This is a genomic window from Anaerococcus porci (assembly GCF_009696575.1).
GTDB lineage: Bacteria > Bacillota > Clostridia > Tissierellales > Peptoniphilaceae > Anaerococcus > Anaerococcus porci.
Map to the genome: position 1 here is coordinate 63,954 of NZ_VULQ01000001.1, position 18,266 is coordinate 82,219.

Genomic DNA, 18,266 nt, shown 5'->3' on the forward strand with positions numbered 1-18,266 from the left:
AATGGATAATGATAAAAAAGATAAGATAATTATTGCCTTAGCTATTTTAATAGTATTAACCTTATCTTATAATTTTGTTAATAGAAAAGATAATGAAGAACTTGTCATAAATAGAAATAAGGATTCTATTTCTTCTTTAACTAATTATAAAAGCAATGATAATAAAGATACTTTTACTACGAATAGCAAAAGTAATGATGACTCTTCAATAAAAGTACATATTAGTGGTGAGATAAAAAACCCTGGTGTATATACGGTAAATAAAAATGATAGGTTAGACAACTTAGTCAAAAATGCAGGTGGTTTATCTGATGATGCTGATATCAATAGGATTAACTTAGCCTTAAGGCTAGAAGATCAAATGAGAATCATTATTCCAAATATAAATGACAAAAAAAGTGATCAAGAACAAATAAATCAGGCTGATGTTCTTGTAACTGATGCAAATAAAAATAAGCATAAGGTAAATATAAACACTGCCGATAAAGCTACATTAATGACATTACCTAATATAGGTGAGAAAAGAGCCTTAGCAATAATTGAATATAGAGAAGGTAATAAGTTTAATAAAATAGAAGATATTAAAAATGTTTCTGGTATTGGTGATAAATATTTTGAAGCAATGAAAGATATGATAGTTGTAGATTGAGGTTGTTTATGAAATTATCAACAAGAGGAAGATATGGGTTAAGAGCTGTTCATTACTTGGCAGAGAACGAGGATAAAGGTTATATTTCAGTTTCTGATATTTCAAATGCCTTAAAATTACCTGATAATTATTTAGAACAATTAATAAGAATTTTAAAAAATAATAATATAGTAGTTTCAGCAAGAGGAGCTAGAGGTGGATACAAATTATCAAGAAACTCTAGTGAAATAACTGTTGGAGATGTATTAAGAGTTTTAGAAGGTGAGATGACTTCAAGTCAGTGTGTTGCTAATAGGACAAATTGCGATAATGAAGAATGTGAAGCCTATTACGTATTTACAAAAATAGATAAAGCAATTAATAATGCTGTTAACTCAATAACCATACAAGATATGGTGAATGAAAAATTTGATTAATTAGGAGATACAATAGATGAAGAAATTAGGAATGAATGAAGTTAGAAGAGAATACTTAGATTTTTTTGGAAAGAAAAAAAATCATACAGTTTTAAAATCTTTTCCACTTATCCCAGAAGATGATGAATCCTTATTATTAATAAATGCTGGTATGGCACCGTTGAAAAAATATTTTACTGGTGAGAAAAAAATGAAAAATAATAGAGCCACTTCATCTCAAAGATGTATAAGAACAGGAGATATAGATAGGGTAGGAATGACTGAAAGGCATGGAACTTTTTTTGAAATGCTTGGAAATTTTTCCTTCGGTGATTATTTTAAAAGAGAGGCTATACATTGGGCATATGAATTCTTAACTGTGAATCTTGAAATAGATAAAAATCTCCTTTGGGTGTCAGTATTTGAAGATGATGATGAAGCCTATGATATATGGCATGATGAAATAGGTTTAGATAGCGAAAGAATATTAAAATTTGGAAAAGAAGATAACTTTTGGGAGCTTGAAGTAGGACCTTGTGGACCTGATTCAGAAATTTTTGTTGATAGAGGAATAGATAAGGCGATTGATGAAAATGATAATAAGCCTGGAAATGATGATTCTGATAGATTTATGGAAGTTTGGAATTTGGTTTTCACCCAATTTAATAAAAATGCAAACAAAGAGTATATTCCCCTATCTCATCCTAATATAGATACAGGTATGGGACTTGAAAGAATAGCCATGGTCCTTCAAGGTAAAGATAATATATTTGAGGTTGATGTAAATCAAAGTATTATTAAAGAAATAGAGAATCTTTCAAATAAAAAATATAAGGAAGATGAAAAAGATGATATTTCTATTAGAGTTATTGCCGATCATGCAAAAGCCATTACCTTTATGGTCAGTGATGGAATATTACCTTCTAATGAAAAGAGAGGTTATGTTTTAAGAAGACTTATAAGAAGAGCCTATAGACATGGTAAATTACTAGGTATAAAGAATGAGTTTTTGAAATCTGTAATTGAAAAGATAATAGATACTTATAAAATTGAATATAATGAATTAATAGAAAACAAGGATAGAATTCTTTCAATAGTAAGTAAGGAAGAAGAGAACTTCCAAAAAACAATTGATAGTGGCCTTGATATATTAAACTCATATATAAAAAATTTAAAAGATCATAACGAAAGCGTATTAAATGGTGCTGATGCTTTCAAATTATATGATACTTATGGATTTCCACTTGATTTAACTAGAGAAATTTTAGAAGAAAATAATTTAAGTGTAGATATCAACGAATTTAATAAGCTTATGGAAAAACAAAAAGAACTTGCAAGAAGTGCCAGAAAGTCAGATTCTGGTTGGTCGCTTGAATCAATAAACATCGATAGTTTCGATAAAACAGATTTCGTTGGATATGATAAGCTCAGTGTAGAAGCTAATATTATAGGTTTATTTGATCAAAACAAGGATTTAAACTTTATAAAAGAGGGTAAAAAGGGTATAGTAATAAGTGATAAGACTTCTTTTTATGCCGAAGGTGGTGGACAAGTTGCAGATTCAGGTTTTATAGTAACAGAAGATACAAAAGCTAGAGTATATGATGTACAAAAGAAAAAAGATGTAATTGTTCACTATATAGAAGTTATAGAAGGGAATTTATCTAAAACTTCAGCTAAATTTATAGTTGATAAGGATAGAAGACTAGACATAACAAGAAATCACTCAGCTACTCACTTGCTAGATCAAGCTTTAAGAAATGTATTAAAGGAAGATGTCAATCAAGCAGGCTCATTAGTAGATGCAGATAAGCTAAGATTTGATTTTACTTATTCTAAAGCTCTTACAAAGGAAGAGATAAGAAAAATAGAAGATGAAGTTAATAAAAAAATAAGAGAACAACTACCTGTAAAAAAACAGATAATGCCATATGAAGAGTCAGAAAAAATAGGAGCTATTGGATTATTTGAAGATAAATATAAGGACATGGTAAGAGTTGTCTCCATTGGTGATTATTCGAAAGAGCTATGTGGTGGATGTCATGTAAATAATTCATCAGAAGTTTTAATATTTAAAATAATTCAAGAATCTTCTGCAGCAGCAGGTATTAGAAGGATTGAAGCCTATACTGGGAAAAAAGTATATGAATTGACTAATTCTAATATTGATAAGATTGAAAAAATAGCTAATAAATTAAAAACTAATCCTAAAAATATTTTAGATAGAATTGATTCGTTGGAAAATGAAGTAAAATCGCTAAAGGAAAAAGTCCAAAAATTAAAAAGACTTAATGATGAAGATGTATTTAATGATATAGCTAATCGCGTAGAAAATATTAATGGAATAAATCTTTTAGTTCATAAGTTTGACAACATAGATATGGAAACTTTAAGAAACTTTGAAGATAGGATGAAAAATAATTATAAAGATTTGATTATTGTTTTTGCAACTGTAAATAATGGGAAAATTATTTTCACTGCTTCAATTTCTGACTCTTTAGTGGATAGATACAATGCAGGACAAATTGTTAGAATTATAAGTAAAATAACAGGTGGAAATGGGGGCGGCAAAAGAAACTTTGCTCAAGCTGGTGGTAAAGATATTTCAAAGCTAGATGAGGCTTTAAATGCAGTTTATCAATTAATATAAGGAGTAAAAATGTCAGATAATAATTTCAATGAAACTATGCGTTTTAAACCACAAGAAGAAAAAGAAGTAAATATAAGGGAAATTCTTACTGAAGTTTATAAGGCTTTAGAAGATAAGGGTTATAAACCAACAAATCAAATAATAGGTTATCTAATGAGTGGAGATCCTACTTATATAACAGGCCATAATAATGCTAGAAAGCTTATAAGGCAAGTTGATAGAGATACAATATTGGAAGAAATTATTAATTATTATATAAATGAGTAGGATAATGGGACTAGACTTGGGCGATAAAACTATAGGGGTCGCACTTAGCGATCCTTTATTTATTACTGCACAAGCTTATATTACAATAAAAAGACAAAAAGCTAGCTTGGATATAGAAAAACTATTAGAAATAATAGAAGAAAAAGAAGTTGATTTAATAGTAATTGGACTTCCTAAAAATATGAATGACACCTTAGGCCCACAGGCTATGAAGGTGATTTCTTTTGTAAGCTTATTAAAAAGCACGACTGATATTGAAATTAAATATCAAGATGAAAGAATGACAAGCTTGCAATCTAACAAAGTATTAATGGATATGTCTGTAAGACGAGAAAATAGAAAAAAATACATAGATCAGATTGCAGCAACCTTTATTTTACAAACCTATTTAGATAGGAGATCTATGGATAAAATTGTTTTAAAAGACAAAGATAATAAAGAAGTCGAATTTAATATAATCGACACATTCGGAGTGGATGAAAAAACTTATGCGGCATTAGAACCTTTAGATGAGGATTTTATTGTTATTTTTGAAGTTATTGAAGAAAAAGATTCCGTAAGTTTTAAGTTTATTGAAAATGATAAGGAATTAGACGAGATTATTAATATATATGAAGATATGAAAGAAGATTAGTATGAATAACGAACAATTGAAAAAGATTTTTGAAAAAAATGGCCATAAATTCACTAAGCAAAGACAAATAATTTTCAATGCTCTAAATAATGCTAATTCAAAACATTTGACACCTGAGGAACTTTTTTCAATAGTTCATCAAGAAAATAAACAAGTTGGAATAGCCACAGTTTATAGAACTTTAAATATTTTCGAAGAATTAGGTATAGTAAACAAACAAGAATTTACAGATTCTGTTAATACTTATGAGCTTATTGGGCAAAATGATGAGCATCATGATCATCTAATTTGCACTAATTGCGGGAAAATAGTTGAAGAAAAAATATTAGAAAATGATGAACTAGCAGAAATACTTAGAGATAAATATGATTTTGATTTAGACTATTATTCCTTAAGAATTTATGGGATTTGCTCCGATTGTCAAAATGAAATAAGGAGTAAAAATGAGAACGCAAAATAAATTGAAAGTTATCCCCCTTGGGGGATTGGGTGAAATTGGGAAAAACTGTACTGTAGTAGAATATAAAAATGAAATGATTCTTATTGATTGTGGATTAACATTTCCAGATGAAGATATGTTAGGAGTAGATATAGTTATTCCAGATTTTACTTATATTGAAGAAAACAAAGAAAAACTTAAGGGTATATTTATCACTCATGGACATGAAGACCATATTGGTGGAATAACTTACCTATTAAAAAATATAGATACAAATGTATACTGCTCCAAGTTAACTAAAGGTCTATTAGAAAATAAATTTAAAGAACATGGTCTTAACCCAAATAAGATTAAGATGGTTAATGTTAATAATACAGTTAAATTAGGAAATCTTAGTTGTGAATTTATTAGAGTAAGTCATTCTATACCGGACTCATGTGCTATAGCTGTTAGAACTCCAATAGGAACAGTTTTATTTACAGGTGACTTTAAAATGGATTTCACACCAATAGACGGAGAACCAACTGATATTCAAAAATTAGCAGAACTTGGCAAAAAAGGTATTTTATGCCTATTTTCTGATTCGACTAATGTAGAAATAGAAGGAAGTTCTATGAGTGAAAGTGAGGTTGGACAAACCTTTATAAATATTTTTGGTCAAGCTAAGGGTAGAATTATAGTAGCAACTTTTGCTTCAAATCTTCATAGAGTTCAACAAGTAATATATGCTGCTGAAAAGTATAATAAAAAAGTGGTTTTATCTGGACGTTCAATGTTAAATAATGTAAAAATAGCTGGTAATTTAGGATATTTAAAGGTTAGGAGTAATACTCTAATTGATATAAAAAATATAAAACAATATTCAGATGATCAAATCGTAATTTTATCTACAGGTACACAAGGTGAACCTTTATCTGCTTTGACAAGAATGGCAAATAATGAGCATAGACAAATACATTTAAATGAGTCTGATACAGTTATATTATCATCTTCTGCTATCCCAGGTAATGAGATGTCAATTAATAATACCATTAATAACTTGACTAAAATAGGATGTGATATTATATATGATTCTTTAGCTAAAGTTCATGCTTCTGGCCATGCTTGTCAAGAAGAAATAAAATTAATGCATCAACTAACTACGCCAAAGTACTTTATTCCTGCCCATGGAGAGCCAAGACAACTAAAAAAACATAAAGAAATTGCTATGGATATGGGTATGAATAGCTCTAATATACTAGTAGGTGAAAATGGAGATATTTTTGAATTTACTAAAAAATCTGCACGAATCAATGGTAAAGTTCAAGCGGGGAATGTATTAGTGGATGGATCTGGAATAGGGGATGTAGGTAATATTGTATTAAAAGACAGAAAGCACTTATCTGAAGATGGTCTACTTGTAGTATCCTTAACTATAGAGAAACATACTCAAAAAGTTTTATCAAATCCTGAAATTGTGTCAAGAGGCTTTATTTATGTTAAAGAAAATCAAGATTTAATTGAAAATTCAAAAGATGTAGTTTTAAGAACTATGAATAAGTGTCAAAATAAGGATATACACGCTATTAGTCAGATAAAATATCAAATAAGAGAAGCTCTAAAGTCATATATATATAACCAAACTGGAAGAGATCCTATGATTTTGCCAGTACTAACAGAAGTAAGTGAAAATGAATATTAATTATGATTATATAAGCGAATATTTAAAAGATATATATTTAGATGATGATTATATTTTTGAAAGAAAATATGCCTTGGAAAATAATATACCTATTATGAAGTTAGAAACTAAAGAGTTTATTAAAAGCTTAATATATATAAAAAAACCTAAATCTATTCTTGAAATAGGTACAGCTATAGGCTACTCTTCTTTAATTTTTTCTAAATATAGTAGAGCAAGAATAACTACTATTGAAAAATCAGAAGAAATGGCAAAAATAGCTAAAAAAAACTTTTCTAAATACAACAAACAAATTAATATTATAAACATGGATGCAAAAAAAGCCTTGAATGAAATAAATCAAGGCTTTGATTTTGTTTTCATAGATGCAAACAAAGCAAAATACAAATATTATTTTGATAAGGCTTCTAAATTGTTAAATAAAGATGGCATTATTGTATGTGATAATATTTTATTTAGAGGCGAAGTATCCAATGATGATCTTATAATAAGAAGAAGTATTACCATAGTAAAAAAATTAAGAAAATTTTTATCATATATAACTAATTTAGAAGAATTTGATACAAGTATAATTCCTATAGGAGATGGAATAAGTATAAGCACAAGGAGGCTTAATGAATAAAGAAGTTGAATTATTAGCACCTGCAGGAGATTTTGAAAAATTAAAAGCAGCAATAAAATTTGGAGCAAATGCGGTTTATATGGCTGGAAATAGTTTTGGATTAAGAAAAAATTCAAAGAACTTTGATTCTGAAGAATTAAAAGCAGCTGTTGACTATGCACATAATCATAATGTAAGATGTCATATTACTATGAATATTGTACCACATGATAATGATTTAGATGGTATTGTTGACTATATAAAGTTTTTAGATAAAATTGGAGTTGATGCATTAATAATATCAGATCCTGGTATTTTCATGATAGCTAAAGAAAACTCAAATATAGATTTACATATTTCTACTCAAGCTTCTGTTACGAATTCTCATACTATTAATTTTTGGTATAATTTAGGAGCAAAAAGAGTAATACTTGCACGTGAACTGTCTTTAGATGAGATTATTGAAATTAGAAAAAATGTGCCTAAAGATTTAGAAATAGAATGTTTTATTCATGGTGCTATGTGTATTTCATACTCTGGACGTTGCTTATTGAGCAATTATATGACAGGGAGAGATTCTAATAGGGGAGATTGCGCTCACGCTTGCAGGTGGAAATATAGTATTCAAGAAGAAAAAAGACCAGGTGAATACTATCCTATAGAAGAAGATGAAAACGGAACTTTTATTATGAATTCTAAAGACCTATGTTTAATAGATGAAATTGATAAGTTAATTGAAGCAGGAATAGATTCTTTTAAAATAGAAGGAAGAATGAAGACGGTATTTTATGTAGCAACTGTAATAAGGAGCTATAGGCAAGCAATTAATGCATATTATAAGGGTACATTTAATGAAAAAATTGCACAAAAATATTTTGATGAAATAAAAAAAGCTAGTCATAGACATTTTACTAAGGGATTTTTCTATGGAAGACCTGGCAAAGATGCACAAATTTATGAAAATTCATCATATATTAGAAATTATGATTTTATTGCCGTAGTTCTAGATTATGATAAAAATCAAAAAATAGCAAAACTTGAGGAAAGAAATAAATTTATATTAGGCGACAAGGTTGAAATATTCGGAAATAATTCTGAATATATAGAATTTAAAATAAATAATATGAAAGATTCTAACGGAAATGATATTGATACTGCAAATAAGGCAAAACAAATAGTATATATTAAAATAGACCATGAACTCCAAAAAGGTGATATTGTTAGACGAGAAATAAAATAAAAAAAGTAGTGAAAACAGAATAGAATATGATATGTACCATCCTTACTGGTTTGTCCGGTAAAGAGGGTACATATCATTTCAGGATTTAGGTTGATACACAAAACTATTTACAGACCCACATCCACTACAACGAATTAATTAAATATTACGTCCAGTTTTATGGATACACTTCAATATCTATTCTTTTTCATTACCTTTAATTTTGGCGTCTTTGCAACAAGCCATTTTTAAAGAATTGTTGCTTATTTTAATGCTTATTCTTTGTCTTTAGATGGATTTTCAGAAAAATCTGATCTTGTTCTTCTAGCTTCTACTCCAACGTTAGAGTTTTCATCAGCTTCATCTGATATAGTTCTAAGATTTTCTTGGTCTGCATTATGTTTTTTATCTAATGATTCTCCACCTTGTTCTTTATTTTCTTCTCTAACTTTTTTATCAAGTTCTTCATCACCTTTATATTGATTGGCATTTGTTACTTTTTTATCTGTCATAAAAATCTCCTTTATAAATATTAATTAGAATCTTCAATATTACATTTATACCCATTAAGGTGAGATTTATATCACTTTATTATTTTTACTAATTTCTTTTGTAATTTCTACAATAACTTTACTTGCCATCTCCATATCTTCTATTGGAATAAATTCATATATACCATGAAAATTATATCCTCCTGTAAAAATATTAGGACATGGTAGACCCATAAAAGATAATTTTGAGCCATCAGTACCACCCCTTATAGGTTGACAGATAACTTCTATTCCAAGATTTTCCATAGCTTTTCTTGCATAATCTATTATTTCTTGTTTGTCTTTTAAAATATCTCCCATATTATAATAAGTATCACTTAAATCAAGTTTTATATTATTGTTATATTTTTTGTTTAAAAATTCTATACAATCTGATAAAAAAGCTTTCTTAATTTGAAATTCGTCTTTATTAAAATCTCTTATTATATAGTTTAATTGAGTATCTTCTACACTACCTTTTATAGAGACCATATGATAAAATCCTTCATATCCTTCTGTATGCTCAGGTCTTTGTACTTGACCTAACATATCATCTAATTCTTTCGCAAGGCTGATAGAATTTATCATAGTGTTTTTTGCAGTACCAGGATGCACTGACTTACCTTTAATATAAATTTTTGCATCGGCAGCATTAAACGATTCATATTCCAATTCACCCAATCTACCTCCGTCTATAGTATAAGCAAAATCAGCTCCAAAACTACATACATCAAAGCTATCACAACCTGTTCCAATCTCTTCATCGGGTGTAAAGGCAATTTTTATATCTCCATGCTTAATCTCTGGATTATTTACTAAAAATTCTAATGCGTTCATAATTGCAGCTATACCAGCTTTATCATCAGCACCTAGGAGCGATTTACCTCTAGTTGTTATTAAGGTTTTACCTACTAAATTATCTAATACAGGGAATTCACTAGTCTTTAGGTAAATATTATCATTTAGTTTAATATCTCCACCTTTATATTTGATAATTTGCGGATCTACAATTTTCCCATCCATTTCTGGTGAAGTGTCCATATGGGCAATGAATCCAACTTTTGGTAAGTCTTTATCAATATTAGCTTTTAAAGTCGAAAAAAGAAACCCCTCCTCATTTATAGTAGATTCAAGTCCCAAATCTCTTAATTCATCTTTTAAAACTTTTGCTAATTCAAGTTGACCCTCACTTGTAGGTTTAATCTCTGAAGCTTTTTCCGGATTGCTCTTAGTATCAATAGCTATATATTTTAAAAACCTATTACAAATATCTGTCATATTAACTCCTTTCAATACTAATTATACTACTAATTTATAATTTGATAAAAGCAGTTTCTAAATGCTTTATAACTTGAAAATTCTTGATTTTTCTTATTTTTTAAAAATTGGGATTTATGGTAAAATTAATTATAGATTATGATTATAGGGGTTGATTAAATGAAAGATTTGAATATTAAAACTGAAAATAAATTACCAGAATATAAAACAGCATCCTCAGCTGGTATGGATATATATGGATTTAATGATGAGGATGTAATCATTAAAAGCGGTGAAACAAAATGTATAGATACAGGTCTAAAGATAGAAATACCTGAGGGATATTTTGCAGCGATATATCCAAGATCTTCAACTGGTGTAAAAAGAAACTTAATGCTTGCAAATTCTACTGGTATAATAGATAGTGATTATAGAGGAGAGATTAAGTTATTTTTCTATAACTTTGGCAAAGAAACTCAAGTTATAAAAAAGGGAGAAAGGCTTGCTCAATTAATAATTCAACCTTATGAAAGAGTTAGAATAAATAAGGTTGACCAATTAAGTGAAACAAGTAGGGGAGAAAGAGGAATAGGCTCAACAGGGAAATAATGAGAAAGAAGAAAAATTCAATCAAAAAAAATTTTAATAAAAATAAGTATAACATTATCTTAATTATAATTGCCATAATATTTGCAGTTTTTCTTCTAGCAAATATAATAGATAATATTTCTAATAAAAACTTATCCAAATATGACAATGAAATGATAGTAATAAAAAATAAAGATAATGAAATCACTTCACTTAGCCTTAGAGATATAAGAAAAATGGGTGGTCAAAATTCAAAAATAAATCAACATAGTGATGTAGTTATAGATATTGAAGGGCTGTCACTTGATAGACTAATAAACAAAGTAGATATAGATCCTAATTTAAATAATATTATTGAATTTATAGATGGTAAGGGAAACAAAACTAGTATAGCTCTAGAAAGTGCACTTGAAGTTGATAGAGTTTATCTTGTTTATAAAACTATTAATAAAGCTAATATAGATTTTGATAAAAAATTAGGTGTATTCTATGTAGTAGATAAACAGCAAAAAGATGCCAATAAATGGATTAAAAATGTAAAAATAATTAATATAAAATAACTCATGACTAGTCATGGGTTATTTATTTTAGAAGATAGATCAATATGATATAATTGATTAAGGATGTGATAATATGAATAATGAGTTTAAATACGAAAAACTAACTCCTATGCTCAAACACTATGTAGATGTCAAAAAAAACTTTAATGATTCAGTCCTATTATATAGGGTTGGTGATTTCTATGAAGCTTTTTTTGATGATGCCATTACTATTAGCAAAGTACTTCAATTAGCACTAACAGGAAAAGAATGTGGTCATGATAAAAGAGCACCAATGTGTGGAGTACCCCATCATGTAATTGATACTTATGTAAATAAATTAGTAAAAAAAGGACATAAAGTGGCCTTATGTGATCAAGTTGAAGATCCCAAAAAAGCAAAAGGGTTAGTAAAAAGGGCTATAACAAGAGTTATTAGTCCCGGTACCATAGTTGATCTAGACTCTCTTAATAAAAAAGAAAATAACTATCTTCTTTCGTTATATGAAAATAAATTTGGTATTGGAGCATGCTTTTCTGATATATCAACAGGAAAATTAGTATGCTTTGAAATAAGAAATAAAATTAATATTACTGGAAACAAGCTTATAGATGAAGTCGAAAAAATTTCTCCTTCAGAAATACTTATAAATTCAAATTTTAAAAACAAAAAATTCAGAGAATATTTGGATTTAAATCCTAGTATTCTAATAAATAAAATAGATGATAATAATAACTTTGAAGACTTTATCCAAAATGTAAGAGAACATCTTGGTGATATTAATTATAGTAAAATTAATAACTTAAGAATCGCACTTGTAGCTTGTTCAAATCTTTTAAGCTATATTTACAAATTTCATAATGAAAATCTAGCTCACTTAAATGAAATAGAGCTTCTTGAAATTGATTCATATATGGAGCTTGATGCAAATACTAGACGTAACTTAGAACTTCACAATAATATAGATAAAAAAGGCAAGGAAAACTCTATAATAAAGCTTATTGACAAGGCGGATACAGTAATGGGTTCAAGACTTTTAAATGAATGGCTTGAAAGACCATTAATTGAAAAAGAAAAGATTGAAAAAAGGCTTGATATGGTTGAATATCTTTTCTCAAATAGAGATGTTTCAGAAAAAATCACTTATTTTTTAGATGATATATATGATTTAGAAAGAATTGTGGGAAAAATTTCCTATCAAAGAGCAAATGCTAGAGATATGATTTCATTAAAATCGTCATTAAGGAATATACCGGAATTTAAAATATATTTATCTAATCTAAATAATAAGGCATATAAGGACTTAGCTAATATAATACCAGATATTGGAAATATTTATGAAATTTTAGAAAAAGCTGTAGTTAATAATCCTCCTATATCTATAACTGACGGAGGCATCATAAAGGATAATTTTAATGATAAGCTAGATAAGTTAAAGCTTGAATCAGAATCTGCTGAAAAAGATCTCCTTGAATATGAGGTAAGTGAAAGAGAAAAAACGGGTATTAAAAAATTAAAAATTAACTACAATAAAAATAGTGGTTATTCTATTGAAGTAACTAAGTCTTTTATAAATATGGTTCCAAAAAGCTATATAAGAAAACAAACCCTAAAAAATCAAGAAAGATATACAACTGAAAGATTAGAAGAATTATCTAATTTGATATTAAGCTCAAGCGATATGATAAATGAGCTTGAATATGAAATTTTTAATGAACTTAGAGATTTTATTTTAGAAAATACGAAAAAACTCCAATACTTGTCTAAGTTAATAGCAATTATAGACGCATTAAACTCTTTGAGTAAGCTTGCAAGGGAAAATAATTACACTAAGCCTATAATGAGAAATGATAATATCATTAAGATTATAAATGGTCGCCATCCAGTCATAGAAAAAAATCTTAAAGAAAATGAATTTATTGCAAATGATACAGATATAGGAGAAGAAGATAACTTAATCCAAATTATAACAGGACCTAATATGGCAGGTAAATCTACCTATATGAGGCAGATGGCTATAATTATTATACTTGCTCAAATAGGTTCCTTTGTACCATGTGACAAAGCTGAGATATCTATATGTGATAAAGTATTTACAAGAATTGGGGCAAGTGACAATATCTCTAAAGGTGAATCTACCTTTATGTTAGAAATGAATGAGGTAAGTAATATATTAAAAAATGCAACTGAGAGCTCATTTATTATTTTAGATGAAGTAGGAAGGGGAACAAGTTCTGATGATGGTTTATCAATTGCAATGAGTCTTGTAGAGTACTTAAGTAAGAAAAAAAGAATAAAGACAGTATTTGCGACTCATTTTCATGAATTGACAATTCTAGAAAACGAGCTTAGAAATGTAGTTAATCTTAAAATTGATATACTTGAAGAGAATAATTCCCTAGTTTTTTTAAGAAAGATTTCAAGAGGCAAGTCAGATAGGTCTTATGGTATTGAAGTGGCTAAAATGTCGGGTCTACCAGAAGAAGTAATAGAAAATGCTAAAATATTTATGGCAAAAATTGATGATAATAAGTCTATTTCTAATATAAGTAGAAATTCAAAAGAAAATATAAAAGAAACTTTAAGTAATATAAAAAATAGGAAAATTAATGATATCAAATCTTTTTGCAAAAATATTAATATAAATGATTTAACCCCACTAGAGGCTATAAATATTTTAAATAAATTAATTATAAAGGTTAGGGAGCTATAATGGCAATAGTTCAACTTGATAAAAATACAATCGAAAAAATTGCAGCAGGAGAAGTAATTGAATCTCCACTATCAATTGTAAAAGAATTGGTTGAAAACTCAATTGATGCCAAGGCAAAGAATATAGTTGTTGAAATTAAGAATGGTGGTAAATCTTATATCAGAGTCACCGATGATGGCACAGGTATTGAAGAATATGAATTAGAACTTGCATTTAAAAGGCATGCTACGTCAAAAATAAATACATTTGATGATTTATATAATATATTTACTTTAGGATTTAGGGGTGAGGCTCTTTCTTCTATTTTAGCTTGTGCTGATCTTACTTTAATATCATGTACAAAAAATAGCAAGGTTGGTAAAAAAGTAGTCTATAAAAACAATAAGCTTATTCATAAATCATCTATAGCAACCAATATAGGTACCAGTATTGAAGTATATAATTTATTTAAGAATATTCCTGTAAGGAGAAAATTTTTAGCAAGTGATATAAGAGAATCAAATAGGATAAGTAGGCTTATCCATGCTTTTGCTTTGGGTTATGATGGTATTTCTTTTAAATTTATAAAAGATGATAGATTTATCTTTCATACATTAGAAAATCAAAATTTAATAAGTAAAATCTATAATTTAATTGATGAAAATCTAAAAGATGAGTTAATTCATTTAGAAATAAAAAATAACTTATATGAGATAAGTGGATACACTTCAAGCATTAATTACTATAGGGGAAATAGATCATTACAATATATCTTTATTAATAATAGATTGGTTGAATACAAAAAAATAAGCAATTCTATTGAAGATACCTACAGTGGACTTATACCAAATTCAAGATATCCAGCATTTTTTATCTTTATAAATACAAACTCTAATAATGTAGATGTCAATATTCACCCTAATAAAAGAGAAATAAAACTTTCATACGAAGATGAGCTTCTTTCTCTAATAAAAGAAAATATAGGAAAAAAAGTCATAGAAAATGTATCAAGTAAAGAAATAAAAATTAAAAATGAAAAATCTAAAGAACTAAATTTCTATGAAGATTATAGTGACATCTTAAATGCTTATAATAAAATCAATGATTCTAGTATAGTTAAAGAAGATAATTATAACAGTCAATATTTTTATAATTTCTTTAATAAAAAGGATGTAGAATCAGAAAATAATATTACTAATATGGAAGATAATTATATCCAAGAAAGTATTAATAGTCACGAAGAAAGCAAATTAGTAAAACAAAATATTTTTGATATAAGTAAAATAATCTATAAATCTTCATTATTTGGAAAATATTCTTTATTTGAATATAATGATAAACTCTTATTATTAAATCATAGGCGTGCTGAGCAAAGGCTAAAATTTGAAAAATATATAAAAGATTTTAAAAATCAAGAAATAGTTTCTCAACAGTTATTAGATCCTATTATTATGAAAATAAATATAAATGATTATAGTAAATATATAGAAAATAAAGATTTATTTAAAAAATTAGGTTTTGATATTGAGGAATTTTCATCAGATAAGCTTATTATAAGATCTTTACCTCTGATTTTTGATATACCTGAAAAAATCAACTTTTTCTATGAACTTTTAGATTTAAACTTTAATGATGAAGATTTATTTTATGATAAAATATCAAAAATAATAAATAATATAAGTTTTAAGAAAGGTGATAGGATTAATGAAGATGAGGCTAATGAACTCATTAATGGTTTAAATAAGCTTGATAATCCTTATAAAACATTTGATGGTAAGACTATATTAATCAGTATATCTGAAAGTGAAATGGAGAAATATTTTGAAAGATAAGGTAATCATAATTACTGGACCTACAGCGAGTGGGAAAAGTGATTTAGCTATAAAGATTGCAAAAAAATTTAATGGCGAAATAATATCGGCAGATAGTCAACAAATATATAAGAAAATGAATATTGGTACTAATAAAATTAATAAACATGATATGGATAGTATTAACCATTATTTTTTGGATATTAGAGAACCTAATGAAGAATATTCCGTAAATGAATTCAAAGAAAGTGCAAGAAAGTTAATAAGAAAAATTAATAAAGAAAATAAGATACCCATAGTTGTTGGAGGAACAGGATTTTATATTGACTCAATATTATTTAATATGAACTATGGAATTGCAAAAAAAGATGAAAGTATAAGGAAATATTATAACAAATTAGCTGAAGAAAAAGGAAATAATTATATTTATGAAAAATTAAAAGAAATAGATCCTAATGAATCTATAAAATATCATCCAAATGAGAAAAATAGAATAATAAGGGCTCTCGAAACATATAAATTATCTGGAAAAAAACCTAGTCAAATTAGGAAAGGATCTAGAAAACTAAATGAAGATATAGATCCTCTATTGATTTTTTTAAACTATAAAGATAGAAATGTTCTTTATAAAAAAATAAATGCTAGAGTTTTAAAAATGTTTGATGAAGGTCTAGAAGATGAATTTATGAGGATTTTAAAATATTATAACCTTAATAGGAATTCAAAATCACTACAAGCTATCGGATATAAGGAATTCTTTCCTTATTTAAGTAAAGAAATAGATAAAAATAGGCTAATAGATGAAATACAAAAGAATACTAGACATTACGCGAAAAGGCAAATAACTTGGATGAAAAAATATTTAAATTATGATTTTTCTGATTTGATTTATAAGGAAAATTTAAACATTGGAAAAATATATGAATATATTAAGGAGAAATATGATTTATAGTAATTTTTATAATATAGATAATTTTATAGTAAAATATGTAGATAATATAGATAAATCTCTCAATGGGAAGTTTGATGATTTAAATAAAATTAGTGAATTCAATCAAATTAAAGTCTTAAATTCTTTTAAAGAAAATAACTTATCTACTATGGATTTTAATTCTGCTACAGGTTATGGATATGCAGACATAGGAAGAGAGAAATGTGAGGATATCTTTTCTACAATATTTAAAGCAGAAGATTCATTGGTAAGACCAAATATAGTTTCAGGCACTCATGCTATATCTATAGTTTTATATGCACTTTTAAATTATAATGATAAATTATTGTCCATTACTGGTGACCCTTATGATACTTTACAACAAGTTATTGGAATAAAGGGAAATAAAAAGGGAAATCTCTTATCTAAAGGAATTAAATATGACAAAATAGATTTAAAAAATGGAACAAGTATTCAATATGAGAAGATAAAAGATAAGCTAGATTATGATACAAAAATAGTCATGATTCAAAGATCTACAGGATATACGAATAGAAGAGCTTTCACAATAGGTGAAATTAAGAAAGCTATAAGTATAATACGTGAAGTAAATAATAATGTAATTATATTTATAGATAACTGTTATGGAGAATTTACAGAAATTAAGGAACCAATAGAAGTAGGAGCTGATATAATTGCAGGTTCTCTTATTAAGAATATGGGGGGTGGTATAGCTTTAACTGGAGGATACATATCTGGCAAAAAAAACTTGATTGAATATTGCTCAAATACTCTTACAGCACCTGGGATAGGAAAAGATGAAGGATTGAGTTTTGGAACTACTAGAAGTGTATTACAAGGTTTATACTTTTCTCCTCATACAACAATAGAGTCAATAAAAGTAAATTTATTATTTGCCAAATCTTTCACAAACCTTTCTTATGAAGTTATACCAAAGGTAAATGACCCGAGAAGCGATATTGTTCAGTCTATAATACTCAATGATAGTGATAAACTAAAGTTATTTGCAAAAGCAATTCAAGAATCATGCAGCGTTGATGCTAATTTAACTCCAATACCAGATGATATGCCTGGATACCAAGATCCTGTAATAATGTCGTCAGGAGGATTTATAGAAGGAGCCACATCAGAGCTATCTTGTGATGGGCCTTTAAGAGAACCGTATATAGTTTACTTACAAGGTGGGCTTAATAAATATCATGGTAAATTAGCCTTGATGAATGTACTAGATAAATTTCTTAAAAATAATTTATTAAATAAAAAAGAAATAAGTTTATAAAGATATTTCAGAGTATTAATAATTTAAAATATGCTAAACTAGATAAAATTATATATTAGGATGGGATTGTTAGCTATTAAAAG

Annotated in this window: 17 protein-coding genes and 1 pseudogene; 16 read left to right on the top strand and 2 right to left on the bottom strand. The window is 27.3% G+C overall.

Annotation, left to right across the window (positions count from 1 at the left end):
• Position 1 precedes the first annotated feature (1 nt).
• The 10 genes and pseudogenes from FYJ26_RS00360 to FYJ26_RS00400 all read left to right on the top strand — a co-directional run bounded on the left by FYJ26_RS00360 (position 2) and on the right by FYJ26_RS00400 (position 8,556).
• A complete protein-coding gene (locus tag FYJ26_RS00360; RefSeq protein ID WP_154538757.1) occupies positions 2–649 on the top strand; it encodes a helix-hairpin-helix domain-containing protein in 648 nt (215 codons plus the stop codon).
• 8 nt (positions 650–657) lie between these two features.
• The gene (locus tag FYJ26_RS00365) at positions 658–1,065 is read left to right on the top strand and encodes an RrF2 family transcriptional regulator (RefSeq protein WP_154538758.1); all 408 of its coding nucleotides are present in this window, start codon (positions 658–660) and stop codon (positions 1,063–1,065) included.
• A 16-nt stretch (positions 1,066–1,081) separates the two neighbouring features.
• Positions 1,082–3,694 carry an alanine--tRNA ligase gene (gene alaS, locus FYJ26_RS00370; protein ID WP_154538759.1) on the top strand — a complete coding sequence of 871 codons (2,613 nt, stop codon included), beginning with the start codon at positions 1,082–1,084 and terminating at the stop codon, positions 3,692–3,694.
• 9 nt (positions 3,695–3,703) lie between these two features.
• Positions 3,704–3,961: an IreB family regulatory phosphoprotein gene (locus FYJ26_RS00375; protein ID WP_154538760.1), complete on the top strand. Its 258-nt coding sequence runs from the start codon at positions 3,704–3,706 to the stop codon at positions 3,959–3,961.
• Positions 3,954–4,361 (top strand): annotated as a pseudogene (gene ruvX / locus FYJ26_RS10905) (Holliday junction resolvase RuvX); the annotation flags it as partial. The gene FYJ26_RS00375 and the pseudogene ruvX, both read left to right, overlap by 8 nt.
• Before the next feature lie 3 nt (positions 4,362–4,364).
• Positions 4,365–4,595: a DUF1292 domain-containing protein gene (locus FYJ26_RS10910; protein ID WP_176269327.1), complete on the top strand. Its 231-nt coding sequence runs from the start codon at positions 4,365–4,367 to the stop codon at positions 4,593–4,595.
• Position 4,596: 1 nt separating this feature from the next.
• Positions 4,597–5,055, top strand: a complete 459-nt coding sequence (locus FYJ26_RS00385; protein ID WP_154538761.1) for a Fur family transcriptional regulator — start codon at positions 4,597–4,599, stop codon at positions 5,053–5,055.
• Positions 5,039–6,715 (top strand): ribonuclease J, encoded by a 1,677-nt coding sequence (locus tag FYJ26_RS00390; RefSeq protein ID WP_154538762.1) that lies wholly within the window; start codon positions 5,039–5,041, stop codon positions 6,713–6,715. Before FYJ26_RS00385 ends, FYJ26_RS00390 begins: the two co-directional genes overlap by 17 nt.
• The gene (locus FYJ26_RS00395; protein WP_154538763.1) at positions 6,705–7,337 is read left to right on the top strand and encodes an O-methyltransferase; all 633 of its coding nucleotides are present in this window, start codon (positions 6,705–6,707) and stop codon (positions 7,335–7,337) included. The genes FYJ26_RS00390 and FYJ26_RS00395 overlap by 11 nt, the downstream gene beginning before the upstream one ends.
• The gene (locus FYJ26_RS00400; protein WP_154538764.1) at positions 7,330–8,556 is read left to right on the top strand and encodes a peptidase U32 family protein; all 1,227 of its coding nucleotides are present in this window, start codon (positions 7,330–7,332) and stop codon (positions 8,554–8,556) included. Before FYJ26_RS00395 ends, FYJ26_RS00400 begins: the two co-directional genes overlap by 8 nt.
• A 254-nt stretch (positions 8,557–8,810) precedes the next feature.
• Here FYJ26_RS00400 and FYJ26_RS00405 read toward each other — a convergent pair whose 3' ends face one another.
• Positions 8,811–9,047 (bottom strand): elastin-binding protein EbpS, encoded by a 237-nt coding sequence (locus tag FYJ26_RS00405; protein WP_154538765.1) that lies wholly within the window; start codon positions 9,045–9,047, stop codon positions 8,811–8,813.
• A gap of 66 nt (positions 9,048–9,113) precedes the next feature.
• Positions 9,114–10,343 (bottom strand): peptidase T, encoded by a 1,230-nt coding sequence (gene pepT, locus FYJ26_RS00410; protein WP_154538766.1) that lies wholly within the window; start codon positions 10,341–10,343, stop codon positions 9,114–9,116.
• 159 nt (positions 10,344–10,502) lie between these two features.
• On the opposite strand from pepT, the gene dut reads away from it, so the two are divergent.
• From dut to FYJ26_RS00440, 6 genes are all read left to right on the top strand, one after another.
• The gene (gene dut, locus FYJ26_RS00415) at positions 10,503–10,931 is read left to right on the top strand and encodes a dUTP diphosphatase (RefSeq protein WP_154538767.1); all 429 of its coding nucleotides are present in this window, start codon (positions 10,503–10,505) and stop codon (positions 10,929–10,931) included.
• The gene (locus tag FYJ26_RS00420) at positions 10,931–11,470 is read left to right on the top strand and encodes an oxidoreductase (RefSeq protein ID WP_154538768.1); all 540 of its coding nucleotides are present in this window, start codon (positions 10,931–10,933) and stop codon (positions 11,468–11,470) included. Before dut ends, FYJ26_RS00420 begins: the two co-directional genes overlap by 1 nt.
• 73 nt (positions 11,471–11,543) lie before the next feature.
• Complete coding sequence (gene mutS, locus FYJ26_RS00425) at positions 11,544–14,162, top strand: DNA mismatch repair protein MutS (protein WP_154538769.1); 2,619 nt, start codon at positions 11,544–11,546, stop codon at positions 14,160–14,162.
• Positions 14,162–15,973 carry a DNA mismatch repair endonuclease MutL gene (mutL, locus tag FYJ26_RS00430; RefSeq protein WP_154538770.1) on the top strand — a complete coding sequence of 604 codons (1,812 nt, stop codon included), beginning with the start codon at positions 14,162–14,164 and terminating at the stop codon, positions 15,971–15,973. Before mutS ends, mutL begins: the two co-directional genes overlap by 1 nt.
• Positions 15,963–16,904 (top strand): tRNA (adenosine(37)-N6)-dimethylallyltransferase MiaA, encoded by a 942-nt coding sequence (gene miaA, locus FYJ26_RS00435; protein ID WP_154538771.1) that lies wholly within the window; start codon positions 15,963–15,965, stop codon positions 16,902–16,904. Before mutL ends, miaA begins: the two co-directional genes overlap by 11 nt.
• Positions 16,894–18,183 (top strand): methionine gamma-lyase family protein, encoded by a 1,290-nt coding sequence (locus FYJ26_RS00440; protein ID WP_154538772.1) that lies wholly within the window; start codon positions 16,894–16,896, stop codon positions 18,181–18,183. Before miaA ends, FYJ26_RS00440 begins: the two co-directional genes overlap by 11 nt.
• Positions 18,184–18,266 lie beyond the last annotated feature (83 nt).